Origin of the sequence: Kribbella sp. VKM Ac-2568 (genome assembly GCF_004345365.1) — a bacterium.
In the GTDB taxonomy this organism is placed as follows: Bacteria; Actinomycetota; Actinomycetes; order Propionibacteriales; family Kribbellaceae; genus Kribbella; species Kribbella orskensis.
The window spans coordinates 104,677-127,852 of the sequence record NZ_SLVF01000011.1 but is presented as its reverse complement, the minus strand read 5'-3'; the positions used below and the strand labels follow the sequence as shown (position 1 = coordinate 127,852).

At 68.7% G+C, this 23,176-nt stretch carries 20 protein-coding genes; 9 read left to right on the top strand and 11 right to left on the bottom strand.

The genetic code is table 11. The features are described from left to right. Nucleotides 1-7 precede the first annotated feature (7 nt). Nucleotides 8-1,150 (top strand): iron uptake system protein EfeO, encoded by a 1,143-nt coding sequence (gene efeO, locus EV648_RS29645; RefSeq protein WP_132298418.1) that lies wholly within the window; start codon nt 8-10, stop codon nt 1,148-1,150. After that, a complete protein-coding gene (gene efeB, locus EV648_RS29640) occupies nt 1,147-2,412 on the top strand; it encodes an iron uptake transporter deferrochelatase/peroxidase subunit (protein WP_132298417.1) in 1,266 nt (421 codons plus the stop codon). Before efeO ends, efeB begins: the two co-directional genes overlap by 4 nt. A 12-nt stretch (nt 2,413-2,424) precedes the next feature. Here efeB and trpC read toward each other — a convergent pair whose 3' ends face one another. The 5 genes from trpC to EV648_RS29615 form a co-directional block, all read right to left on the bottom strand. Next, complete coding sequence (gene trpC / locus EV648_RS29635; protein ID WP_132298416.1) at nt 2,425-3,201, bottom strand: indole-3-glycerol phosphate synthase TrpC; 777 nt, start codon at nt 3,199-3,201, stop codon at nt 2,425-2,427. Between the two features lie 142 nt (nt 3,202-3,343). Beyond that, on the bottom strand, nt 3,344-4,183 hold the full coding sequence (locus tag EV648_RS29630) for a carbohydrate ABC transporter permease (RefSeq protein WP_132298415.1): 840 nt from the start codon (nt 4,181-4,183) through the stop codon (nt 3,344-3,346). After that, complete coding sequence (locus EV648_RS29625) at nt 4,176-5,162, bottom strand: carbohydrate ABC transporter permease (RefSeq protein WP_132298414.1); 987 nt, start codon at nt 5,160-5,162, stop codon at nt 4,176-4,178. The genes EV648_RS29630 and EV648_RS29625 overlap by 8 nt, the downstream gene beginning before the upstream one ends. A gap of 83 nt (nt 5,163-5,245) precedes the next feature. Further along, on the bottom strand, nt 5,246-6,565 hold the full coding sequence (locus EV648_RS29620) for an ABC transporter substrate-binding protein (RefSeq protein ID WP_132298413.1): 1,320 nt from the start codon (nt 6,563-6,565) through the stop codon (nt 5,246-5,248). Nucleotides 6,566-6,798: 233 nt separating this feature from the next. Next, on the bottom strand, nt 6,799-7,893 hold the full coding sequence (locus EV648_RS29615) for a LacI family DNA-binding transcriptional regulator (protein ID WP_132298412.1): 1,095 nt from the start codon (nt 7,891-7,893) through the stop codon (nt 6,799-6,801). Between the two features lie 97 nt (nt 7,894-7,990). Here EV648_RS29615 and EV648_RS29610 point away from each other — a divergent pair, with 97 nt between their 5' ends. Both EV648_RS29610 and EV648_RS29605 read left to right on the top strand, forming a co-directional pair. Then, nucleotides 7,991-9,796, top strand: a complete 1,806-nt coding sequence (locus tag EV648_RS29610; RefSeq protein WP_132298411.1) for an acyltransferase — start codon at nt 7,991-7,993, stop codon at nt 9,794-9,796. Nucleotides 9,797-9,985: 189 nt separating this feature from the next. Next, entirely contained in the window at nt 9,986-11,101 is a 1,116-nt protein-coding gene (locus EV648_RS29605) for a hypothetical protein (RefSeq protein ID WP_241995703.1), read from the top strand. Here EV648_RS29605 and EV648_RS29600 read toward each other — a convergent pair. Both EV648_RS29600 and EV648_RS29595 read right to left on the bottom strand, forming a co-directional pair. After that, the gene (locus tag EV648_RS29600) at nt 11,022-12,380 is read right to left on the bottom strand and encodes an MFS transporter (RefSeq protein WP_132298410.1); all 1,359 of its coding nucleotides are present in this window, start codon (nt 12,378-12,380) and stop codon (nt 11,022-11,024) included. The two genes, EV648_RS29605 and EV648_RS29600, sit on opposite strands and share 80 nt — an antisense overlap. Then, nucleotides 12,377-13,000: a helix-turn-helix transcriptional regulator gene (locus tag EV648_RS29595; RefSeq protein ID WP_158294102.1), complete on the bottom strand. Its 624-nt coding sequence runs from the start codon at nt 12,998-13,000 to the stop codon at nt 12,377-12,379. Before EV648_RS29595 ends, EV648_RS29600 begins: the two co-directional genes overlap by 4 nt. 205 nt (nt 13,001-13,205) lie before the next feature. On the opposite strand from EV648_RS29595, the gene EV648_RS29590 reads away from it, so the two are divergent. The 3 genes from EV648_RS29590 to EV648_RS29580 all read left to right on the top strand — a co-directional run bounded on the left by EV648_RS29590 (nt 13,206) and on the right by EV648_RS29580 (nt 16,041). Beyond that, nucleotides 13,206-13,571, top strand: a complete 366-nt coding sequence (locus tag EV648_RS29590) for a hypothetical protein (protein ID WP_132298408.1) — start codon at nt 13,206-13,208, stop codon at nt 13,569-13,571. Between the two features lie 107 nt (nt 13,572-13,678). Then, nucleotides 13,679-14,929 (top strand): SAM-dependent methyltransferase, encoded by a 1,251-nt coding sequence (locus tag EV648_RS29585; protein ID WP_132298407.1) that lies wholly within the window; start codon nt 13,679-13,681, stop codon nt 14,927-14,929. Nucleotides 14,930-14,931: 2 nt separating this feature from the next. Next, a complete protein-coding gene (locus tag EV648_RS29580; RefSeq protein WP_241995702.1) occupies nt 14,932-16,041 on the top strand; it encodes an esterase-like activity of phytase family protein in 1,110 nt (369 codons plus the stop codon). Between the two features lie 73 nt (nt 16,042-16,114). Here EV648_RS29580 and serC read toward each other — a convergent pair whose 3' ends face one another. Both serC and EV648_RS29570 read right to left on the bottom strand, forming a co-directional pair. Further along, the gene (gene serC, locus EV648_RS29575) at nt 16,115-17,242 is read right to left on the bottom strand and encodes a phosphoserine transaminase (RefSeq protein WP_370452754.1); all 1,128 of its coding nucleotides are present in this window, start codon (nt 17,240-17,242) and stop codon (nt 16,115-16,117) included. 102 nt (nt 17,243-17,344) lie between these two features. Beyond that, nucleotides 17,345-18,178 carry a phytanoyl-CoA dioxygenase family protein gene (locus EV648_RS29570; protein WP_132298405.1) on the bottom strand — a complete coding sequence of 278 codons (834 nt, stop codon included), beginning with the start codon at nt 18,176-18,178 and terminating at the stop codon, nt 17,345-17,347. A 122-nt stretch (nt 18,179-18,300) separates the two neighbouring features. Here EV648_RS29570 and EV648_RS29565 point away from each other — a divergent pair, with 122 nt between their 5' ends. After that, nucleotides 18,301-19,080 (top strand): AraC family transcriptional regulator, encoded by a 780-nt coding sequence (locus tag EV648_RS29565; protein ID WP_132298404.1) that lies wholly within the window; start codon nt 18,301-18,303, stop codon nt 19,078-19,080. 6 nt (nt 19,081-19,086) lie between these two features. Here the strand turns inward: EV648_RS29565 and EV648_RS29560 are convergent, their stop codons facing one another. Together EV648_RS29560 and EV648_RS29555 are read right to left on the bottom strand one after the other, a co-directional pair. After that, complete coding sequence (locus tag EV648_RS29560) at nt 19,087-19,761, bottom strand: DUF2293 domain-containing protein (RefSeq protein WP_132298403.1); 675 nt, start codon at nt 19,759-19,761, stop codon at nt 19,087-19,089. A gap of 67 nt (nt 19,762-19,828) precedes the next feature. Then, nucleotides 19,829-20,941 (bottom strand): citrate synthase 2, encoded by a 1,113-nt coding sequence (locus EV648_RS29555; RefSeq protein WP_132298402.1) that lies wholly within the window; start codon nt 20,939-20,941, stop codon nt 19,829-19,831. A 224-nt stretch (nt 20,942-21,165) separates the two neighbouring features. On the opposite strand from EV648_RS29555, the gene EV648_RS29550 reads away from it, so the two are divergent. Then, entirely contained in the window at nt 21,166-23,136 is a 1,971-nt protein-coding gene (locus tag EV648_RS29550) for a hypothetical protein (RefSeq protein ID WP_132298401.1), read from the top strand. Nucleotides 23,137-23,176: the final 40 nt, after the last annotated feature.

The following is a 23,176-nucleotide window of genomic DNA, read 5'->3' as shown; positions in this document are numbered from 1 at the left end:
ACCTCGCATGATCACCATCACGGCCCGCCGGGCCACTGCCGCCGGCGCAGTACTGCTGCTGGCAGGTCTGACCGGTTGTGCCGACGAGGCGCCGGCCGCGGCACCCGGTGACACCACCGGCCCGGTCTCGGTCAAGGCGACCGACTCCGAGTGCTCGCTGAGCCGCACCGACGTCAAGTCCGGCACCAGCACCTTCTCCGTCGCCAACGGCGGCAGCAAGGTCACCGAGTTCTACGTGTACGCCGAGGGCGACCGGGTGATGGGCGAGGTCGAGAACATCGGGCCCGGCCTGAAGCGCGACCTGATCGTGGAACTGCCGACCGGCAAGTACCAGGCGGTCTGCAAGCCGGGCATGGTCGGCGACGGCATCCGCGGCGACCTGACCGTGACCGGTGACGCCGCCGCGCAGGTGGACGAGGACACCGCGCTGAAGAACGCCGCCGAGAGCTACCAGCGCTACGTGAACTCCCAGGCGGTCGCGCTGGAGCAGAAGACCACGGAGTTCGTCACCGCGGTCAAGGCCGGCGACGTCGCCAAGTCCAAGGAGCTGTTCCCGGTCTCGCGCACCTACTGGGAGCGGATCGAGCCGGTCGCGGAGTCGTTCGGCGACCTCGACCCGAAGATCGACGCGCGCATCAACGACGTCGAGCCCGGTACCGAGTGGACCGGTTACCACCGGATCGAGCAGGCCCTGTGGGAGAAGAACAGCACCGCGGGCATGGAGAAGTACGCCGACCAACTGCTGGTCGACGTGAAGACGGTGGTCGCCAAGGCCAAGGTCGTGAAGCTCAACCCGCTGCAGCTGGCCAACGGCGCAAAGGAACTGCTCGACGAGGTGGCGACCGGCAAGGTCACCGGTGAAGAGGACCGCTACTCGCACACCGACCTGTGGGACTTCCAGGCCAACGTGCAGGGTTCCCAGGCCGCGATCCAGGCGCTCCGCCCGGCCCTGCAGCAGCGGGACGCCGCGCTCGTCACCACGCTGGACACCAATTTCAAGGCAGTCTTCGCCGCGCTGGACAAGTACCGCGTCGGCGACGGCTTCAAGCCCTACACCGCCACGGAGGCCGAGAAGAAGCAACTCGGAGCCGTGGTGGACGCGCTGGCCGAGCCGGTCAGCAAGGTCGCCGGAGTGATCGCGAAGAAATGACCGAACGCAAAGGAATCTCCCGTCGCGGCCTGCTGGGCGCGGCGGGCGCGGCCGTGGCCACCGGCGTCGCGGGATACGGCGCGCACTCCGCGCTCGCCGGCGAGGAGTCGCAGGCGGCCGACAACACCGGACCGGTCGAGTTCCACGGCAAGCACCAGGCCGGCATCGTCACGCCTGCCCAGGACCGGCTGCACTTCGCCACCTTCGACGTCACCACGAACAAGCGGGACGCGGTCGTCTCCCTGCTGAAGGAGTGGACCGCCGCGGCCGCGCTGATGACCGCGGGCCGCGACATCGGCCAGTACGGCGCGGTGAACGGCCCGGCCGAGGCGCCTCCGGAGGACACCGGCGAGGCTGTCGGTCTGCCGCCGGCCCGGCTGACTCTCACGATCGGGTTCGGGCCGAGCTTCTTCATCGATGCCAAGGGCAACGACCGGTTCGGCATCAAGGCGAAGCGGCCGGCCGCGCTGGTCGACCTGCCGCACTTCATCGGCGACAACCTCGATCCCAACCGCAGCGGCGGTGACATCGCGATCCAGGCCTGTTCGGACGACCCGCAGGTCGCGGTGCACGCGATCCGCAACCTGGCCCGGATCGGCTTCGGCACCACCTCCGTGCGCTACTCCCAGCTCGGCTTCGGCCGGACGTCGTCCACCTCGCGGGCGCAGAGCACGCCGCGCAACCTGTTCGGCTTCAAGGACGGCACGAACAACCTCAAGCTGGAAGACACCGACAAGCTCGAGCAGCAGTTGTGGGTGCAGCCGGAGGACGGCCCGGACTGGATGGTCGGCGGCTCGTACCTGGTCTCCCGGCGGATCCGGATGACCATCGAGACCTGGGACCGTACGTCGCTGAGCGAGCAGGAGGCGATCGTCGGCCGCGGCAAGGGCACCGGCGCTCCGCTCGGCAAGGCGGACGAGTTCGACGCGATCGACTTCGAGGCGAAGAACTCCGAGGGCGAGCCCAAGGTCGCCAAGGAGGCGCACATCCGGCTGGCCCACCCACAGTTCAACAACGGCGCGGAACTGCTCCGCCGGGGCTACAACTTCGTCGACGGCTCGGACGGACTCGGCCGCCTCGACGCCGGGCTGTTCTTCCTCGCCTACCAGCGGGACCCGCGCAAGCAGTTCATCCCGATCCAGCAGCAACTGGCCCGCTCGGACGTGATGAACGAGTACATCCGCCACGTCGGCTCCGGCATCTTCGCCTGCCCAGGCGGCGTCCCGGCCGGCTCCTTCTGGGGCGAGAAGCTCTTCGCCTGACTAGGACACGCCCTAGGCCAAGCGGAACCTCCGGATCGAGTCCGTCGGGTCACCGGACCTGACCAGCGCCTCGCCGACCAGGACCACGTCGGCACCCCACTCGCGGTACTGCGTGACGTCCTCCGGCCCGCTGACCCCCGACTCGGCGACGCGAATCCGGTCGGTCGGGATCTGTGGCGCGAGCTTCCCGAAGACGGCCGGATCGACCTGCAGCGTCGTCAGGTCACGGGCGTTGATCCCCAGCACCTGAGCGCCGGTGCCTATCGCGCGCTCGAGCTCTTCCCCGGTGTGGGACTCGACCAGCGGCGTGAGGCCGAGCTCAGCGCACAGGCCGACCAGGTCGGTGAGCAGAGCGTCGTCGAGCGAGACGACCATCAGCAGGGCGAGATCGCCGCCGAACGCCCGGGTCTCCCACAGCTGGTACTCCTCGACGATGAAGTCCTTGCGCAGTACCGGCACCGGCACGCGCTCACGGACCGCCGCGAGATCCGCGAGCGATCCGCCGAACCGCCGCTGCTCGGTCAGCACGCTGATCGCCGCGGCCCCACCGTCGGCGTACTGCGCGGCGAGCCCGGCCGGGTCGGGGATGTTGGCCAGATCACCCTTGCTCGGACTCCGGCGTTTGACCTCGGCAATGATCGACACCTCGTCGGTGCGGAAGCCCGGCAACGGGTCCAGAGCCGGGGGCAGATCGGCGACCCGTGCTTTCAGCTCGGCCAGCGGAACCTGCCGCTGTCGCTCGGCCAGGTCCTCCCGGACGCCTTCCAGAATGCCGTCCAGCACGCTCACGTCATGTCCTCCCGTGGGTGGTCTCCACCTCCCACCGTACGACGGTGCTCCAGGCAACCGGTCCGGGAAGCCTGGCACAAACTCGTCGCGCCCCGCCCAGGCTGACCTGGACGGGGCGCGGACGGGCGGATCGGCGTACTGGCTACTTCACGGCGCCCGCGGTGACGCCGGCGACGAAGTGGCGCTGGGCCAGCAGGAAGCCGATGACGACGGGGACGCTGACCACCAGGGCGGCGGCCATGATCTGGTTCCAGTAGACGTTGGTCTGGGTGGAGTACTGCCTCAGGCCCACGGACAACGTCCGGTTGGCCTCCGTGGTCATCACCGAGGCGAACAGGACCTCACCCCAGGCCGTCATGAACGAGTAGATCGCCACCGCGATGACACCCGGGCGCGCGGCCGGGAGGACGACCCGCCACAGTGCGCCCATCGGCCCGCAGCCGTCGACCAGGGCGGCCTCGTCCAGCTCGCGCGGGATGCTGTCGAAGTACCCGGCCAGCATCCAGATCGAGAACGGCAGGCTGAAGGTCAGGTAGGTGATGATCAGCCCCAGCCGGGTTCCGACCAGTTGCACGCCGATGGAGTTGTTGATGTTCACGAAGATCAGGAACAGCGGCAGCAGGAACAGCACGCCCGGGAACATCTGCGTCGACAGCACCGTGGTGCTGAACACGGTCCGGCCGCGGAACCGGAACCGGGAGACCGCGAAGGCCGCCAGGATCGCGATCGCCACCGAGAAGACCGTCGCGACCACCGAGACGATGGTGCTGTTGACGAAGTAGCGGGCCAGCGGCACCGTCCGCCACATGTCCACGAACGGGTCCAGCGTGAGGTTCGACGGCCACCAGGTGAAGGCGCCCTGTACGTCGCTCAGCGGCTTCAGCGACGAGGTCGCCATCACGTAGAGCGGGACGAGCACGAACAGGCCGAGCACGGTCAGCACGACGGCCCGGTAGATCTTGAAGCCCTTGGTGTCACGCACGACGAGACCTCCGGCCGGTGATGAGCAGATAGGCGCCGGTGACGATCATCAGGAAGATCAGCAGCAGCACGGACATCGCGGCGCCGGACCCGAAGTTCCAGGTCAGGAAGGACGCGTTGTAGATGTGGAAGGTGATCAGGTCACCCGCGGGCGGCTGCGCCGTACCGAACAGCACGTACGGCGTGTTGAAGTCGCTGAAGGTCCACAGGAACAGCACCAGCACGAGCACGAGGTTGACCGGGCGCAGCGACGGCAGGGTGATGTTGCGCCACTGCCGGATCGAGCCGGCGCCGTCCACCGAGGCCGCCTCGTACACGTCCCGCGGGATGCTCTGCAGGCCGGCCATCAGGGTCAGGAAGGCGAACGGCCACAGCTTCCACACGGCGACGGTGATCAGGGAGACCAGCGCGTTGCCGCCGATCAGCCAGAACGGCCGGTCCGAGACCAGGCCGAGGTTGTCGACCAGCAGGTGGTTCACCGCGCCGGTGTCGCGCTGGAGCATGAAGTTCCAGGTCAGGATGCCGGCGTACGCGGGCAGCGCGTAGGGGACCAGGAAGAGCGTCCGGACCAGGCTGCGTCCCTTGAACGGCGGCTGCAGCGCGACGGCCGCGGCCATCCCGAGACACCAGGCCAGCGCGAGCGTGATCAGCGAGAACGCGACGGTGACGCCGAACGACTTGAGCAGGCCCTCGCCGACGGCGTTGTCGAAGTCGAGGGCGACCCGGTAGTTGTCGAAGCCTGCCCACGGGGCGGCGGACCAGTTCGCGATGAAGAACTTGGTCAGTTTCACGAAGCTCATCCAGATCCCGACGAGCATCGGGATGATGTGGATCAGCAGTTCCAGCAGTACCGCGGGGGCGAGCAGCAGATACGGCAGTTTCCGGCTCAGCCCGGGCCGATGGTCCGGCCCTCGCTTCTTCTTCGTCGCCCGTGGCTCGGGCACCGCTGCGGCGGGGGCCTTTTCTGTGGCGACGGACATCCGGTCGCCTCCTGTCTTGTGGATCGCTGGGTAGACGGCTACGAGGGTGGCCCGGGCTTGGCGCCCGGGCCACCGTTCGCATGTCAGCTACTCGCCGCCACCTGATCCTCAGCGGTCTTCAGCGCCGTCTTCACGTCGTCGGCGGTGACCGTGCCGCCGGTCGCGATCTTGGCGAACAGGCCGTTCATCGCCTTGCCGACGGTGCTCTCGAACTGGTCCTCGGCCGGCACCAGCGGCAGCGGCTTGGACTTGGTGTTGTAGACGTCGGCGAAGGTCGCCGCCTCGGCCGCGTCGGTGGTGAACACCGGCTTGGCGTCCTTCAGCACGGGCAGCGAGGAGAACGGCTTGCCCAGCGTGGTCTGGGTGGTCGCGTCCGTCATGTACTTGACGAACTTCAGCGCCGCGTCCTTGTTCTTGGTGTTCTTGAAGATCGACAGGTTGATACCGGCCACGTGGCTGGCCACCTGCTCGCCACCCGACGGCGCGGGGAACGGCACGACGCCGTACTCGCCGGCCTTCATGCCGTTGGCAACGATCGAGGAGTCGGCGTTGTTCTGGTTGATCACCATCGCGACCTTCTTGGTGGCGAAGTCGTTCACCGACTTGGTGCCGTTGTCGTACTGCGCGTTCGACGGGTTGGCGACCTTGTCCTTCTGCATCAGGTCGAGGTACCGCAGGACGCCCTGCACGTTGCCGTCACCGGTGAAGGTCGGCTTGCCGTCGGCGTCGAACCAGTCGGCCTTGTTCTGCGCGGCGTTGATGAACGCGAAGTGCACGTTCTCGGTGTAGCTGCCGGCCGCCAGCGCCATGCCCCACTGCTTCTTCGCGGGGTTGGTCAGCTTCTGCGCGGCGGTGACCATCTCTTCCCAGGTCTTCGGCGGCTGCAGGCCGGCCGCGGCGAACATCGCCTTGTTGTAGTACAGGCCGTAGGCCAGACCGTAGAGCGGGACGGACGTCGGGTCGGTGCCCTCCTTGCCGCCGGTCGCCAGAGCCGTCGGCACGAACTTGTCCTTGCCCCCGATCGCGTTCATCGCGTCACCGTCGAACGGCAGGAACGCGTCGGTCGCCTGAAGCGACGCGGCCCAGGTGTTGCCGATATTGACCACGTCCGGCGCCTGGCCGGAGGTGATCGCGGTCTGGATGCGGGTCTGCAGGTCGTTCCAGCCGATCACTTCCAGGTTGACCTTGACGCCGGTCTCCTGGGTGAACTTCTCCAGCACCGGGGTCAGGACCTGCTTGTCGTTGTCCAGGCTGGTGCCCTGGTTGCTGGCCCAGTAGGTCAGCGTCGCGTCTCCTCCACCACCGCCGTTTGAGCTGTCGCCGGAGTCGCTGCCGCCACACGCGGCCAGGCTGACTCCCAGGGCGGACACCGCTACTGCGGCTACAAGCGAACGCAGTCTCACGTCGGACTCCCTCGTCCTGTCGAGCCTCCGGCAGGGAGCGGAGGCGGATCGGGCCCATAGTGGCCTAACCGGTTAAGTATGGGAACCCGAACCGGTTCAGTTGGGTCTGGTTCGTTACTGCTCCGTGACCTCGTACGCCACCGAATGCAGGTTATCCGCGCATTGCGGACTGGCCCGCGCACGTTCGCGCACGGTTGTTTTGCGACTCCATGTCAGGACGTGCTGACGCAGGGTCAGCCCGTACTGCGGTGCGCGGCGGCCGAGGAGTCCCGGACCCGCAGTACGCCGGGGGGTGTCTCCCAGTGCAGCCCGGCCTCGCCCGCGGCGATCCGGAACAGCAGGTCCGCCGCCATCCGGCCGCGCTCCATCGTCTGCTGGTCGACCGCCGTGATGCCCGGGTTGGCCAGCTCGCACAGGGGTGAGTCGTCCCAGGCCACGATGGTCAGCTCACCCGGCACCGCCGTGCCCAGCTCCATCGCCACCCGCACCGCGGCGACCGCCATCAGGTCGTTGCCGAGGACGAGCGCCGTCGGCCGGTTCTTCCCGCTGAGCACCCGGCGGGTCATCTCCGCGCCGTCCTCGTACCGGTAGCTGCCCTCGTAGTGCGTCACCCTGATCCCGCGCTGCCGGCCGCGTTCGGCGAACAGCTGGACCCGGAGTTGCTCGTGCACGAAGGTGAACGGCCCGCTGACGTGCGCGACCTCCTGGTGGCCGAGCTCGGCCAAGTGGTCCAGCAGCAGGGTCACGGTCTGCTCGGGCGAACTGATCAGCCGGCCGACGCCGTCGTCCGGCGCATTCGAGCTCACTACGACGCACGGGACGCCCAGCTCCTTGAGGGCCGGGATGCGGGGGTCGTCGTTGTGCTCGTCGAACAGGATGAACCCGTCCACCCGGCCCTGCCGGCTCCACCGCCGCAGTACGTCCAGGTCCTCGCCGTGCTCGCCGGTCAGCCGGAGCAGCAGCGACGAGTCGACCTCGTTCAGGTACTGCTCGATGCCCACCAGGGTGCGCATGTAGAACGCCTCGGTGGAGATCAGCGCGGGGTCGCGGGCGATCACGATGCCGATCGTCCGGGTCCGGCTCGCGGACAGCGCGACGGCCGCCGAGTTCGGGTGGAAGCCGAGCTCCTCGGCCAGCTGGAGGACGCGTTGCCGGGTCTCCTCGCTGACCCCGGACCGGCCGTTCAGTGCGTACGAGACGGAGGCCTTCGAGATGTCGAGACGGCGCGCGAGATCGCTGATCGTGACTCGCTGCGTCCGGCGCGCACCAGTGCTCGCCGGAACGTCGGACACGGTCTCGCCGCCGTCCAAGGATCCGGGTGTCGTCATCTGTCGCTCCCACCCCGCATGGGCCGAACGTTAGCAGCGCGATTCCGCGACAGGCCGCCACGTGCGCCCGGCCCCGAGTCTTGGATAGCGTTATCCAATGAGCTCACCAGACCCGGACGACGCCGTACGCCGACTCGATTTCCTGCCGTGGGAGTACAACCGGCGCGGCACCGCCGCCGACCGCGAGCGGCAGGCCGAGCGGCACCGGCAACTGGCGGCGAGCGGCAAGGTCGACCTCGCCGCGGACGTGTACGTCGCGGAGACGGCGGCGGTGTTCTGCGACGAGCTCCGGATGGGGGAGCGGTCGTACATCGCCGCCCACGCCTACGTCACCGGCGAGATCAGCCTGGGGTCCGACTCGACGATCAACCCGTTCTCGGTGGTGCGTGGCCGGATCGCCATCGGCGACGGGGTCCGGATCGGCGCGCACACCTCGATGCTGGCGTTCAACCACGGCACGGAGGTGACCGAGGAGCCGATGTTCCGCCAGCCGCACACCTCGCGCGGGATCACCGTCGGCGACGACGTCTGGATCGGCTCGAACGTGCTGGTGCTGGACGGCGTCACGATCGGGGCCCACAGCATCGTCGGCGCGGGCGCGGTGGTCACCAAGGACGTCGCCGAGTGGTCCGTCGTGGCCGGCAACCCGGCCCGCAAGCTTCGCGACCGCCGCGGCCCCCGCCCGACCGCCGACTCCGCCGCGACCCCCTTGCCGGATGCCGCCCAGGTGGCCGTTACGGTCGCCGACCCGCCGGAGAGCGCCGCCAGCGAAGCCGTCCCGGTCGAGGACCGCGCCGCCGGCGCGGCCGTCCAAGGCCGCGATCTGCAGGAGCGGGCAGCCGCGTTTGCCTCCAGGGCTCGTGAGCAGGTCGATGAGCTGCTGCGGCGGTGCTGGGACGGGGAGCGGTTCGTCGACCGGCCGGGGCTCGAGCAGGAGCCCGCGATCCGCCCGTGGTGCGACGCGATCGAGATCGCCGACCTGCTGCTCCGCCGCGCCCCAGAGGGCCAGACCCGCGATGACCTGGTACGCCGTCTCCGCGCGCGCCAGTATCCGCGGACCGGGTTGGTGGCCCCTGGCGACCTGTCCGACCGGGGCCTGGAGCAACCGTTCGACGCGACCGGCCTGTCGGTCCTGGAAGGTCCGGCCAGCTACCACGTCCTCTGTGCCGGCTACGCCCTGCAGGTGCTCGGTAGTTGCTTCGAGCATCCGATTCTCCTCGACCTGCCGCCGGCCGAGCTCGAGCGCCGGCTGGACGGATTGCCGTGGGCAAGCAACGCCTGGGGCGCCGGTTCCGGAATAGATGCCCTCGGCACCGCAGTGGCGCGAAACCTCAACGATCACAGGGATACCGGCTCCGGCCCGCTCTTCACCCTGATGGGCTGGCTGACGGCCAGGGTCGATCCGGCGAGCGGCATGTGGGGTCAGCCGGATCCTGACCAAGGCTGGCTCCAGGTGGTCAACGGGTTCTACCGGCTGACCCGTGGAACCTACGCGCAGTTCGGCCTCCCGCTGCCCTACCCGGAGGCAGCTGTGCGGACGCTGCTGGCCCATGCGGAGGACCGCCGGGTGTTCAGCGGTAACGGGTTCAACGCCTGCAACGTGCTCGATGTGATTCACCCTCTCTGGCTCGCGGGGAAGCAGACGGACTTCGGCCGGGCCGAGGGCCGTCGCTGGGCCGAGGCGCGGCTCGCGGAGATCCTCGGCCGTTGGGTGGACGGCGCCGGCTTCGCGTTCGCCCCCGACGGTGACGACCGGGCGATCCCCGGGCTGCAGGGGACGGAGATGTGGCTGGCGATCATCTGGCTGCTGACCGACTACCTCGGCTTCTCCGACGTTCTCGCCTACCGCCCCCGCGGAGTCCACCGCCCCGAGCCCCTGGTCGCCCTCCCCGGCCTCAGCTGAACCGTCCGGGTGCCGGGGTCTAGCCGCCCCGGGCGGAAGGGGGTCCACTAGCCTGGGCCAGTGGACCCCCGGACCCGACGGCTCGTCACCTCGCTCGTACTAGCGGCTCTCGTCGCCATCGTCGTGATCGCCGCCATCGTGCGCTGATCAGCTCCCGGTCGACCGCATCGAGCGCTAACGTTGCGCGTCATGGACACCTCGGGCACGCGGTCGCCGTACCTGCTGCGGGCCGGCCTGGTGCGCAACGTGCGCGTCGGCGAGCACCTGACCACGTTCGTGGTGTCGGGCGTCTCGACGGTCCTGATCACCCGGCTGATCCTCGGGTTGAGCGGCTACCCGCAGATCGGCGGCAAGGGTCTGCACATCGCGCACGTGCTGCCCGGCGGCCTGCTGATGCTGCTGTCGATCTACCTGCTGCTCGCGTACGTCGGGCCCGTGGTGCGGCCGGCCGCGGCACTGGTGGGTGGTGTCGGGTTCGGGTTGTTCATCGACGAGGTCGGCAAGTTCGTCACCTCGGACAACAACTACTTCTATCAACCCACCGCGGCGATCGTGTACGTCGTGTTCGTGCTGATCGTGCTCGGCTCCCGGTACGTCACCAACCGGCGGCCGATCGACCAGCGGGAGATTCTCTCGAACGTGGTCGACATCGCGGTCGAGGGTGTCGCCGGCGGGTTGTCCCGGCGTCGCCTGGCGGCAGCCTCGGAGCAACTCCGGCTGGTCGGGCCGGACGTGCTGGCGCGGATGGAGACCCGGGGCCTGCTGGCTGCCTGTCCTGCGGACGAGGTGGAACTGGCCGCTCCGGTCGATTCCGCCTGGCGTGCCGTGGAGCGTGGGTTCGACCGGCTCGCCACCCATCCGCTGGCGCCGCGCATCGCCGTCGGAGTACTGGTGGTGCAGGCGATCGGGGCTCCCTTGATCGCGGCCGGTATCCGGCTGGACGAGGGGCCCCTGCTGAACGACATCCCTGTGCTCGGAGTGGCCGCGGGGAGCTTGTTGTCGGCCACCTTTACCTTGCGGGGTTGGCTGCGACTGCGACGCGGCGACCGTCCTCGGGCTGTGCGGCTGTTCGAGTTGGCCGTACTGGTGTCGCTGCTGGTCACGCAGGTCTTCCAGTTCGCGGGGACGCAGTTCGCGGCCGTCGGCGGGATGACGCTGGACCTGGTGTTGCTCGGGTTGCTGGGGGCCGAGCGCGAGCGCCTGCGTCGCGAGGCGATTCCGGTGACTACGAAGCCGAAGATGTGGGGACTGCCACCAGATCCTGACGGTCCGCCTTTTCCTGAGGACCCGGGAGCTCCTGCTTAGGGGCTGTGCTCCCGCGGCCACCCCAGTTCTCGGACCGGCCCATCAGGATGGGGGAGAGGGTGGCGACGAAGTACAGAATGCCCGCGATCACCAGGGCAGGGGCGAGTCCGATGCCTGCGACAGTCGCGCCCGCCAGCACGCCGCCCAGCGGGATACCGGCCCAGCCGAGTGCGCCGGCGAGCGAGTCGACCCGGCCGAGCATGTGCCGGGGGATCCGCTCGATGAAGAGCGCGCCGAGGATCGGGTTGATGAAGCCGGCGCCGACACCGCTGGTCGCGAAGGCCAGCAGGATCACCCACAGCGGCAGGTCCAGGGCGAGCACGATGAACCGGGGCGCGCCGCAGACCAGGAAGCTGAGCGTGAACGCGAGCCGCCGCGGGATCCGCTCACCGATCGAGGCCGCCAGCAGGGCGAACAAGGTCGCCGTGACCGAGAACACCGTGAGCACCAACGTGGTCTGCGCCGGCCCGTGGCCGTGCTCGTGCACCCAGAGCGGCAGTAGTACGGCGAAGCTGGCCGCATCGAGCAGGTTCGTCACCGAGATCATCAGCACCAGCGGTCGGAGCAGCTTGTCCCGGGACAGGAAGCGCCAGCCCGTCCGCAACTGCTGCAGGTAGGTGCCCTGATCCTCTTGGTCGGCCTGCGCCGCGGCGACCGCAGTACTGCGACGCGGTACCCACCAGGCGATCAGCACGGCGCAGATGGCGAACGAGGCGGCATCGATCCAGAGCGCGTTCGCCGCGCCGACCAGCGAGATCAGCCCTCCGGCCAGCAGGAAGGCGATGAAGCCGGCAAAGCGTTCCGTGGTGCTCTCCAGGCCGGTCACACGTTCCAGTGGCGCATTGGCGGCGTCGGCGATGTCCGGGATCAGCGTGCCCTTGGCGGCGTCGCCCGGTCCGCGCAGAGCGCCGGCGATGGCCACCAGGACGAGCAGCGTGCTGAAGGGTAACGCGCCGAGCAGGTGCAGCAGGGGGATCAATCCGACGACGACTGCACTGCAGATGTCGGCCCCTACGCTGACAAGCCGTCCGCCGAGGCGATCGATCAACGGGCCGCCGAATGCCTTGGAGATCACCAGCGGCAACGTCTCGGCCGCCGCGACCAGGCCCATCTTCACCGGGGATCCGGTGGAGACGAGCACGAACCAGGGGATCGCGATCGCGCTCACCCGGGTGCCGCAGATCGACACCACGTTCGCCACCAGGAACGCGACCAGCGGCACCCGGTACGGCGTACCGGTGGTCGCTGTGGTCTGTGCCGCTGAGCTGTTCAGGCTCATCGGGTCTCCCGGGGGTAGGCCTGGATCTGGACGGAGACCTGCTCGGCGCCATCGGGCAACGGCTGGGTCAGGTCGGTGCTGTACTTCTCCAGCACCGCCTTGATCTCGGTCATCATCGCCGTCATCTCGTCGGGCCTCAGCTGGAACAGGTAGTCCGAGATCAGGCTCGCGTCGCGCCATTCCGGCGTCATGGTCTGCAGGTTGTCGATGGCGCGGAACATGTTCTCCGCGTACATCTGTCCGATCCCGTGCAGGAACCCGAGCGCGAGCTCCGGCTCCTCCGCCAGCAACTCGCTCTTGTCGAAGTCCGTGCCCTGGTGGGCCGACTTCCACCAGCGGTCACGAGCGTTGCCGCGACTGTCGTCCTCGACGACCAGCCCGGCCTCGGCGAGCTGCCGTAGGTGGTAGCTGGTCGCGCCCGTGTTCACTGCCAACCGGTCGGCCAAGGTGGTGGCTGTCGCGGGGCCGTAGAGCCGGAGCAGGCCGAGGATCCGGTTCCGCATCGGATGAGCCAACGCGCGCAACAACTGTGCGTCCAGGCGCACCGACTTGTTCGGACCTTCCGACGTGCTCGGCGCCGGGCTCGGGTCTGCCGGCTTCGGCTGCTCCTCATCGCTCATGAAAGCGAGACTACAACTGCAAAATCCGTTTGCAAAGACTCTTTGCAAACGGATTTTGCAATCCATGGGAGAGTCGCGGGGTTATCCACAGCGCCCGAACTCAGCCCGGGAACCGGCGGCGAACTCGGCATCTTGTGTGTTGAGAAGGGATCAGGACGCGGTCGCAGTGGCCGTGGCGGCCCGTCAACGAAGAGGAGACAGACACATGGTCCGGGTGATGCTCGAGGACGCCGACTACTGCGACGTCCCGGCCGATCTGATGACGTTCGACGAAGGCGTCGTCGTCTTCTGGCGCGAGGGCGAGGAGGTGGGTCGCCACCGCCAGACCCGCATCCGCTCCCTGGAACTGCTGTCCAACCGCTCCTTCGGCCGTCGCATCGAGGAAGCTCGCAAGACCCACCCCAACGCCTACCGCGCCTGGACCGCCGACCAGGAGGAGCTCCTCACCCGCATGTTCAACGAGAGCGCCACAAAGGACGAACTGGTAGCCGCCCTGGGACGCCAGCCAGGTGGCATCGAGACGCGCCTCAGGGCCCTCAACCTCCTGGCCGACGACGAGAAACTCCAGTGAGCCGGCGCCGACCAGATCCTCCGTCGTTGGCGGTGGAGGGTGGTGACTGTGAGTGGGAGAGCGAGACCGTTTTGTGATGCGGTGTCGCGGTCGGCGACAATGGCGCGATGCAGGCAGAGCAGGACCTTGAGGAGCAGACAACCCCAGTGGACGACGAGTCCGGGGCGTGGTCTGCGATTCGCGCCGCTCTGCTCGAGCCGGGCTCACTGGTCCGGGCGATCGGTTCAGGGCGCCGCCGAGGCGCGGAAGCCCCGCAGTACCAGCGAGTCGAGCTCCGCTACGTCGACCTCAAGGGCACCCGCCACCTCCAACTGACCGAGTACGACGACCGCCAGGCCCACATCCGCAACGTCGCTGTCGGGGACGCGGCCGAGCAGGTGGTGGACGAGTTGCTGCGGGTGCCGTACGGGAACTGGCATGTGGAGACGACTCAGGAGACTCTGCGGCTGCGGTTCACGAAGAAGGGGAAGGTGCTGCTGAGCCGGGAGGCGGCTCAGCGGGAGCAGCGGACCGGGCATGACAGGGTCAAGCAGCGCGCGCTGGATCCGGCGGCTCCGTTCCTGATCGAGTTGGGGATCAGTGACCACAACGGGCGGGTGAAGCCGTCCCGACAGTCGAAGTACAAGCAGATCGACGAGTTCTGCAAGTTGCTGGCGCCGGCGTTGGAGGAGGCACTGGCGGCTGGCCGGATTCCGTCCGGACGGCCGTTGCAGGTGGTCGATCTCGGCTGCGGGAACGCCTACCTGACGCTGGCGGCGTACCACCTGCTGACGGCGTTGGGGCACGACATCCGGATGACGGGAATCGATCGCACCCCGGCAGCGCGCGAGCGGAACAGCAAGCGGGTGGCGGCGCTCGGTTGGCAGGACCACCTGCGGTTCGTCGACGCGACCATCGAGGACGCCCAGCTCGACACCCCGCCGGACGTGGTTCTGGCGCTGCACGCGTGCGACACGGCGACCGACGACGCACTGGCCCGGGCGGTCGGCTGGGAGGCGCCGCTGATCCTCGCGGCACCTTGCTGCCACCATGACATCCAGAAACAGCTCAAGAGCGTCGAACCACCGCCGCCTTACGCGCTTCTCACCAGGTATGGCATCGTTCGGGAGCGATTCGCCGACGTGCTCACGGATTCGTTGAGGGCAGCGGTGCTCCGTCAAGTCGGTTACCGGGTAGAGGTGGTGCAGTTCGTGGACAGTGAGCACACGCCGCGCAACCTCCTGCTCCGAGCCGCCCGGACCGGCGCGAAGGCCGGACCCGAGGTGCGCGCGGAGTACGAGGCGCTCGTCGGCGAGTGGCAGGTCAAGCCACGGCTGGCGGCGCTGGTCCTCGACCCCGACCGCGAGGCGGTGTTCTGACCTTGCTCCGCAAAGCCCTGGCCGTGACCGCGGTCACCCTCCTCAGCCTGGCCGGCGCCACCCTCCCCGTCGCCTCGGCTTCCGCCGACTCCGCAGTGACCCAGACGCGGCCGCAGGCGGACCCGACGCCGGCGCCGAAGAAGCTGTTCACGATCGATGACGAGCGGGTGGACGAGTCGTCGGGGCTGGCGAAGAGCGCGAAGTACGACGGCATCTGGTGGACGGTGAACGACTCCGGTGACAGCGCCCGGGTGTTCGGCATCGACCGGACCGGCGAGGTCAAGGCGGAGTTGCGGTTGAACGCGGACGTCAAGGACGTCGAGGCGATCGCGGTCGACACCGACGGCACGATCTACATCGCGGACATCGGCGACAACAAGGCCACCCGCGACATGATCGAGGTCTACACGATCCCGGAGCCGGCGTCCTTGGAGGACCAGGCCAGCGTCAAGTTCCACCGGTACGACTTCGAGTACCCCGACGGCGCGCACGACGCCGAGACACTGCTGATCGAACCCTCCACGAAGCGGCTGTACTTCGTCACGAAGTCCTCGAGCAAGGCTGCCTTCTATGCGGCGCCGGAGAGTGCGTCACGCGAGGGAACGAACGAGCTGACCAAGGTGGCAGCCGCACCGCCCGGAGTCACCGACGGAACGTTCATGCCGGACGGCAAGAGCGTCGTCCTACGGACCTACCTGGAAGTCCTGAACGTGGCGTGGGCCAAGACCCCGACCGTCGTGGCCAAGGCCACGGTGCTCGCCAAACAGAGCGAGTCGATCGCAGTAGGCCCAGCCGGCACGGACATCATCGTCGGCAGCGAGGGCCCGAACTCAGCCGTTTACCAGGTCCAGGTCCCGGTAAAGAAGGCCGGTGCATCGTCCCCGGCCACCACCCCAACCCCCAAAGCAAACGCCGCCGGCAACAGCGCCGAGCCGAAAAAGAACCACAACCTCCGCTGGATAGTCATCGGCGCCGCCCTCCTCGCGATCATCATCACCTTCGTCACGTTCCCCGCAGGCCGCCGCGAACGCCTCGACCGAATGGCCGAAAACGCCCGCCTGACCGGCCAAACCCCACCCAACCCCCACGGCCGCCGCCGCTCCAACGCCTAACCCCGCCCCACCGCCAGGGCAGCGGCAACAGCCGCCGGCCTTCCGGGGCGGCGGCTGTTGGGTTGGGGGGTGGTTAGCGGAGGGCGTCGACGGTGAAGTCGATCGCTTGGGTGAGCTTGTCGACGTCGTCGGGGTCGACCGCGGGGAACATGGCGACGCGGAGTTGGTTGCGGCCGAGTTTGCGGTAGGGCTCGGTGTCGACGATGCCGTTGGCGCGGAGCTCCTTGGCGACCGCGGCCGCGTCGATGGAGTCGTCCAGGTCGATGGTGCCGATGACGAGTGACCGGGCGTCGGCGTCTTCGACGTACGGGGTCGCGTAGTCGGACTTCTCGGCCCAGTTGTAGAGCCGGCTGCTGGAGTCGGTGGTGCGCGCGACGCTCCAGTCCAGGCCGCCCTGGCTGTTGATCCAGTCGGTCTGCTCCGCCATCAGGAACAGCGTGGCCAGCGACGGCGTGTTGTATGTCTGGTGCTTGCTGGAGTTGTCGATCGCGGTGGCCAGATCCAGGAACGCCGGGATCCAGCGGCCGGAGGCGGTGATCTCCTCGACCCGGGCCAGTGCGGCCGGCGACATCAGGGCGATCCACAGCCCGCCGTCGGAGGCGAAGCACTTCTGCGGCGCGAAGTAGTAGACGTCGACCTCGTTGAGGTCGACCGGCAGACCGCCGGCACCCGAGGTGGCGTCGATCGCGACCAGCGCGCCCTCGTCGGCACCCTCGACCCGCTTGACCGGCGCCATCACACCGGTGGAGGTCTCGTTGTGCGGCCAGGCGTACAGGTCCACACCCGCCTCGGCGACCGCGACCGGGCGAGTACCCGGGTCGGACTTGATCACGCTCGGCTCACCGAGGTGCGGGGCGAGCTGGGAGGCCTTGGCGAACTTCGAGGAGAACTCGCCGAAGCTCAGGTGCTGGCTCTTCTCCCGGATCAGCCCGAAGGTCGCGATGTCCCAGAACGCGGTCGAGCCGCCGTTGCCGAGCACGACCTGGTAGCCGTCGGGCAGCTGGAACAGGTCGGAGACACCCTGCTGGACCCGGGCCACCAGGTTCTTCACCGGGGCCTGGCGGTGCGAGGTGCCGAGCAGCTTCGCGCCCTCGGTCGCCAGGGCCGCCACGGCCTCGGGGCGCACCTTGGAGGGACCGGCGCCGAAACGGCCGTCGGCGGGCTTGAACTCTGCGGGGATGATGATGTCGCTGGTCACCAGCGGTTCCCTTCGTCGTCTGGCTGAAATCCTTGCCGACGACGCTGTCAGCACCATCCAGTGTTCCATATCCCCTCAGGCCCCCGCCGACGGGTCTCAGCTGGGCTACTCGTGCTTGCGGGTGATCGTCTCCTGGCCGGTCATCACTGCGACCGGACCATTCTCGGTGGTCACCCACTCGCCGCACGCGCCGCCGCCCTCGGCCACACCGAGTTCCAGCACGCTGCCGTCCATCCGGATCACCGGGTGGTAGTACTCCGCGACCTGCTCGGCCTCGCCCTCGATGTAGTGGCCGATCAGCGCTCGCCGGAACCGGTCGGACGTCACGTTCGGCGCACTGCCGTGCACGAGCGCTCCGTGGAAGAACAGGACGTCTCCCGGCTCCATCTCCACCGGTACTGCGGCGTCGGGCTCCGGCAGCGGCACCGTCACGTCGGTGAAGCTGACCTTGGTGTCGGCCTTCTCCGTGCACAGGATCGGCCAGCGGTGGCTGCCGGGCACGACCTCGAGGCAGCCGTTCTCCCGGTCCACCTTGTCGAGCGCCATCCAGGCCGCCACGCAGGTCCCCGGCTCGGCCTTCAGGTAGAAGTTGTCCTGGTGCAGCGCTTGGCCCCGCGAGCCCGGCGGCTTGAAGTAGATCATCGTCTGGACCGCGTACGGCGACCTGCCGAGCAAGGTGGTCATCACCTCGTCCAGGCGGTCGTCGATCATCCACTGCAGGGACAGCTCGTCCCACCGGTGCATCTGCGCCATTCGCGGGTACCGGCGCAGCGGATCCCGGCTGTCGGCCTGTACGCCGACCACGTCGCCCGGGTAGGAACTCCGCCGACGGAGGACCATGTAGTGCTCCCGGAGCCGCTCGACCTCTCCCGCCGCGAACAGGCCACGGACCAGCGTGTACCCCGAGGTGTCGAACTCCTGCTTGAACGAAACGCTCACCGATGTCTCCCTGGTCGGCCCGGCATGATCCGGCGACAATGCATACTCAGAACCCTGACAAGGAAATTCTCCGATCCGGGCCCTCGTAGAGCCACTGATGATCGACGCAAGGACTTGAGCTTTTGACGCATCGACCGGTGCTGGCTGATCCGCTGGACCTGCACCTGCTCTCGCCGCCCACCTTCTGGCGGTGCGAGCCGAGCTGGTCCTGGGTGTCGCGGCCGCTCCCGGATCACCTGCTGTGGTGCGTCCTCGACGGCATTGGCCGCCTGGAGCTCAACGGCAACACCCGGGAGCTGGGCCCGGGCACCTGCGCCGTCTTCGCTCCCGGTGACAGCCCCACCGCCCGCCACGATCCACGTCGCCGCCTGCTGGTCTTCGGCATGCACTTCAACGTCACCCCGGCGGACGTAGTACCGGAGCAGCGGTGGGCTGAGCTGGCGGACCGAGTACTGCTCGGCGCACTCGCCCAGCGCTCCGATACGGCGTACAGGCGGGGCGACCCGCTCGGGATGCGGCAGGCCGCGCTCTGCCTCGAACAGCTGCTCTGCTTGATCTGGGAGGCGGCGCACAGCTCACCGCAGAGTGCGACGGACACGGCCGTGCTGGAGGTCGCACAGGTGATCCGGCAGGACCCCGGCCGCGACTGGAGTGTCGCGGAGATGGCTGCGCGGGCCGCACTGTCCAGAGCCCAGTTCACCCGCCGGTTCGTCGCCCGGAACGGCATGGCGCCCGCGCAGTACCTGATCCAGGCCAGGATCGACAGAGCTCACCAGCTCCTGACCGAGACCGGCATGACCGTCACCCAGGTCGCCGCCGCCCTCGGCTACACCGACGTCCCGTACTTCAGCCGCCAGTACAAACAACGCACCGGCCGCCCACCCAGCGAGAGCCGCCGCTGACGCCCTCTACCCACGCCAAAGGTCGAGTACTTCGTCCACCTTGGCGCGGATCTGGTCGCGTGCTTCGGGTCGCGGGACGCCCGCCATCAGCAGGTCGTCGTACCGCGTGTCCTGATGCCGGACGGAGGCGACGACAGCGAGCGTGACTGCGTTCTCCTCCAGCGCCCGGCCGGCAGCTGACCGGCCGACGCGCCCACTGCTGCGCGTCCCGGCATGCTGGGCGATCGCCTCGGCGCGGTCGGCAGGGCAGTGGGGGAACAGCCGAGTGATCTCCTCAGCCATTCGCTGCTGGAAGTCGACATCCTCGACCTCTCGCTTCTCGCGCGCCCGTTCCCGCTGCCGCGCGCGGACGTCCTCGTCGGCCAGACACTGCAATTCGGCGAGCTCGAGCGCGGGCTGCTCAACCAGCACGCCTTGGCGCTCGTACCGTTTGCGAGCCCGGCTCCAGCGGATCACGACAGCCGACAACGTGCTCGCCTTACGCGCCCGCCGAGTCAGGGCGGTGTTGCCCGATGGCAGGAAGACCAGGTGGTCCAGGTCAACGCACTCGAGGCAGTGCGGAGCATCATCCTCGAGCCGCATGAAGTCGGCCTCGGTAGTGCCGCAGTCCGCACAGGTGAACGCCTTCACCGGCGAGATCACCAGCAGGTCCTCGGATTTCTGCTTCGCGTCAGGACTCACCCAGAAACCTTACGTCCGAATGACCCTGGGTCAGGACCCTCACTTCCTCGGACGTAGGGGGGAGACGTCAGGCCCACGAGGGGTTCCAGCCTTCGATGGAGTCGGCGGGGCGGGTGGTCGGGCCGGAGTAGATGGCGGACGGGCGGATCAGGCGGCCGGTGCGCTTCTGCTCGAGCACGTGGGCGCTCCAGCCCGCAGTACGGGCGCAGGTGAACATCGAGGTGAACATCGGCGGCGGGACCTCGGCGAAGTCGAGCACGATCGCGGCCCAGAACTCGACGTTCGTCTCCAGCACCCGGTCCGGCCGGCGCTCGCGCAGCTCGGCCAGCGCGGCCTTCTCCAGCGCCTCGGCAACCTCGTACCGCGGGGCGTCCAGCTCGCGGGCCGTACGGCGAAGGACGCGGGCGCGCGGGTCCTCCGCGCGGTACACGCGGTGCCCGAATCCCATCAGGCGCTCGCCACCGTCCAGCAGTCCCTTAACGAAGGCCCGGGCGTCACCGCTCTTCTCGACGCCCTCGATCATCGTCAGCACGCGGGCCGGCGCACCACCGTGCAGCGGCCCGGACATCGCGCCGACCGCACCGGACAGCGCGGCGGCCACGTCGGCGCCGGTGGAGGCGATCACCCGGGCGGTGAAGGTGGAGGCGTTCATGCCGTGCTCGGCCGCGGACGTCCAGTACGCGTCGACCGCCTTGACGTGCTTGGGGTCGGGCTCGCCGCGCCAGCGGATCATGAACCGCTCGGTGATCGTGGTCGCCTTGTCCACCTCGCGCTGCGGCACCATTGGTTGCCCGATGCCACGAGCCGCCTGGGCGACGTACGACAGCGCCATCACCGCGGCGCGGGACAGGTCGTCACGGGCCTGGACGTCGTCGATGTCGTAGAGCGGCCGCAACCCCCAGGCCGGGGCGAGCATCGCCAGCGCGGACTGCACGTCGACCCGGACATCACCAGTGTGTACGGGCAGCGGGAACGGCTCGGCCGGCGGCAGGCCGGGCGTGAAGGCTCCGTCGACGAGCAGACCCCAGACGTTCTCGAACGGCACCCGGCCGACCAGATCCTCGATGTCGACGCCGCGGTAGCGCAGCGCCGAACCTTCCTTGTCCGGCTCAGCGATCTGGGTGTCGAACGCGACCACACCCTCGAGACCGTGCTGAACCTCGGTTTTCGGATCTGACATACGTCTGCGACTCCCTTGTCCGGACCTTAGGCGCTCAGGCAGCATAGTTCTCCGCCTTGCCGCGCGGACAGATCTGTGACCGGTTCGGCGTTTACGCTCGATCCCATGCCCGCCAAGCCGAAATACCCGGGACAGCAGTAGCCGGGACAGCAATATCCAGGGCAGACCTTCCCCGGGCGGTAGTTCATCGCAACTTTCCTTCGTCCCGCCGCATCTGGGTGGGCATGGAGACACTTGTTGCCTATGCCTTCGACGGTTTCGTAGGCGCCGAGCGGGCAGCCGCTGGCGTCAGACGCGTGGAAGCGCACTACGGGCAGCTCTGGGGAGAGTCAGCACGACGCGACGGCTGCGACGCGGCCACGGTGGGCGTGCACACCTGGAGCCGGCGTGACCCCGATTGCTTCTGGCCTGCCTGGCGCGACGACGACAACCTCTGCGTAGCCAGCCTGCACGCACCCCTCGGCTACGAGAGCATCATCGGAGAGCTGGCGCCGCAGCGTGCACCTACTGCGCTTGCGCGAGCAGTGATCGCTGCCCCCGCTCGCATGCTCGACCTTGCGCCACCGTTCGTCCTGACAGCGCTGGATCCCGCGGAAGAGCGGCTGGAGCTGTTCACCGACTCGATCGGCGTGGGCCGGCTCTTCCAACTCCGGGTGGCCGACGGCTGGGTGTGGAGCAACCGGCCGGCCGCGGCCTGCCTGTTCGCCGATGTACCGGCGGAGGCCGCCGCCAGGGGGTGGCGGTTCGCAGCGGGCTGTGGCTGGTTCATGGACGACACCACGCCCTACAACAGGGTTCTCGCAGTTCCGGGAGCCACCCACATCGTGATGGAGGGACGCCGGGCTCGGCGGACTGTCACTCGCACTGATGCCACCAGCATCTGGTCCGGCCCTACCGGCGACGAACTGTCGCCCCGGGTGGTCGAGGAGACCGCGGATGCCTTGCGGGGAGTGGCGCGCTCGGTCGCACGACTGTGGCCCGGTACTCCGACGGTGGACCTCAGCGGCGGCCGGGACTCACGTGTGGTCGCAGCGGCCTTCCTGTCCGCGGGTGTCGACCTGCGCCTCAACAGCTATGACGCAGTACCTGGTGAAGTACAGGTGGCGGAGCAACTGGTGGCTGCTCTGCCCTACGAGGTGGAACATGTCGTCAGCGGCGGGACGCGGCAGCCCGCAGTACCGGCTGCTCCTGCGAAGCCGGCCGCTCCTGCGCCGGAGTTGGTGGAGCGGATCAAGCGCTGGCACCGGTACGGCGAAGGGCTGCGTTCGGCCAGCTACTTGTTCCACGCGCCGCCGCGTGATCTTGCCGGGGTCAGTCATCTGGCGATCGGCGGTGCGGGCGGCGAGATCGCGCACGGGCACTTCTATCCGGGTGACGTGCTCACGCTCGACGCGCGGCCGCTCGAGAGCAAGGTGCGCGGGTTCGCCGACAAGCTGCAGGCCCGGCTCGTCCCGGCGGCAGGTCCCGCTGACCAGGTCCGTGAGGCGGTCAGCGGACAGATCGAGCAGGTGTTCCGCGAGGCCATCCAGGGCGGCTTCGAGGACGCGAAGATGCTCGACTACTTCTACGTGGTGGAGCGGTTGCGTCGCTGGGGCACAGTCGGTGAACGCACTGGGGTGGTCTCGCCACTGCTGGTTCCTGCCTTCGTCCGCGGTGCGTTCGCGCTGACTCCGCCGCAGCGGATGGAGAACGCGCTGCACTGCGCGCTGGTTCGCGAACTGGTACCGCAATGGGCCGACATCCCTTTCTTCAAACCGGTTCCGGCTGCTGCGCCGACGACTCCGAAGCGGGCACCCGCACGAGTGAAGCGGGTTGCCGACGCCGCGGATCGCGACGCGATCGGGGCGCTGCTCACTCAGTCCCACCCGTTGGCCGACGACTTCGACGCCGAGACGATGGGCACCTTGTGGGCCGCGTCGGTCCAGGGCAGCAGTACGGCGGCGGAGGAAGTGGCGCTCCGGCAGTTCCTCTGGCGAGCGGTCTTCGAGGAGCACCTCACCGAGGTCAACCAGCACATCACGGCACCCGCCCCTGCACCCACCACCCAGACCATGACCGTGCCGCCAGCCCGCGTGAACCCGTTCAGGCAACGCCTGCGGCGGCAGGCCGTGGTACGGAAGCTGGCGCGGGGACAGGTCTGGCGCCTCTTCCGGGGCAGTCGATTCGGTCGCTCCTGGGGTGGTAGGCGCCGCTGAAAGCGGACGGACCTCGTAGGCTCGCTGTCGTGGATCTAGG

Coding starts and splice junctions, on each gene's coding strand:
- efeB (WP_132298417.1), top strand. CDS start 1,147: ATGACCGAACGCAAAGGAATCTCCCGTCGCGGCCTGCTGGGCGCGGCG.
- EV648_RS29600 (WP_132298410.1), bottom strand. CDS start 12,380: ATGAGCCTGAACAGCTCAGCGGCACAGACCACAGCGACCACCGGTACG.
- EV648_RS29610 (WP_132298411.1), top strand. CDS start 7,991: ATGAGCTCACCAGACCCGGACGACGCCGTACGCCGACTCGATTTCCTG.
- EV648_RS29605 (WP_241995703.1), top strand. CDS start 9,986: ATGGACACCTCGGGCACGCGGTCGCCGTACCTGCTGCGGGCCGGCCTG.
- EV648_RS29590 (WP_132298408.1), top strand. CDS start 13,206: ATGGTCCGGGTGATGCTCGAGGACGCCGACTACTGCGACGTCCCGGCC.
- efeO (WP_132298418.1), top strand. CDS start 8: ATGATCACCATCACGGCCCGCCGGGCCACTGCCGCCGGCGCAGTACTG.
- EV648_RS29585 (WP_132298407.1), top strand. CDS start 13,679: ATGCAGGCAGAGCAGGACCTTGAGGAGCAGACAACCCCAGTGGACGAC.
- EV648_RS29595 (WP_158294102.1), bottom strand. CDS start 13,000: ATGAGCGATGAGGAGCAGCCGAAGCCGGCAGACCCGAGCCCGGCGCCG.
- EV648_RS29615 (WP_132298412.1), bottom strand. CDS start 7,893: ATGACGACACCCGGATCCTTGGACGGCGGCGAGACCGTGTCCGACGTT.
- EV648_RS29625 (WP_132298414.1), bottom strand. CDS start 5,162: ATGTCCGTCGCCACAGAAAAGGCCCCCGCCGCAGCGGTGCCCGAGCCA.
- EV648_RS29555 (WP_132298402.1), bottom strand. CDS start 20,941: ATGTCAGATCCGAAAACCGAGGTTCAGCACGGTCTCGAGGGTGTGGTC.
- EV648_RS29550 (WP_132298401.1), top strand. CDS start 21,166: ATGGAGACACTTGTTGCCTATGCCTTCGACGGTTTCGTAGGCGCCGAG.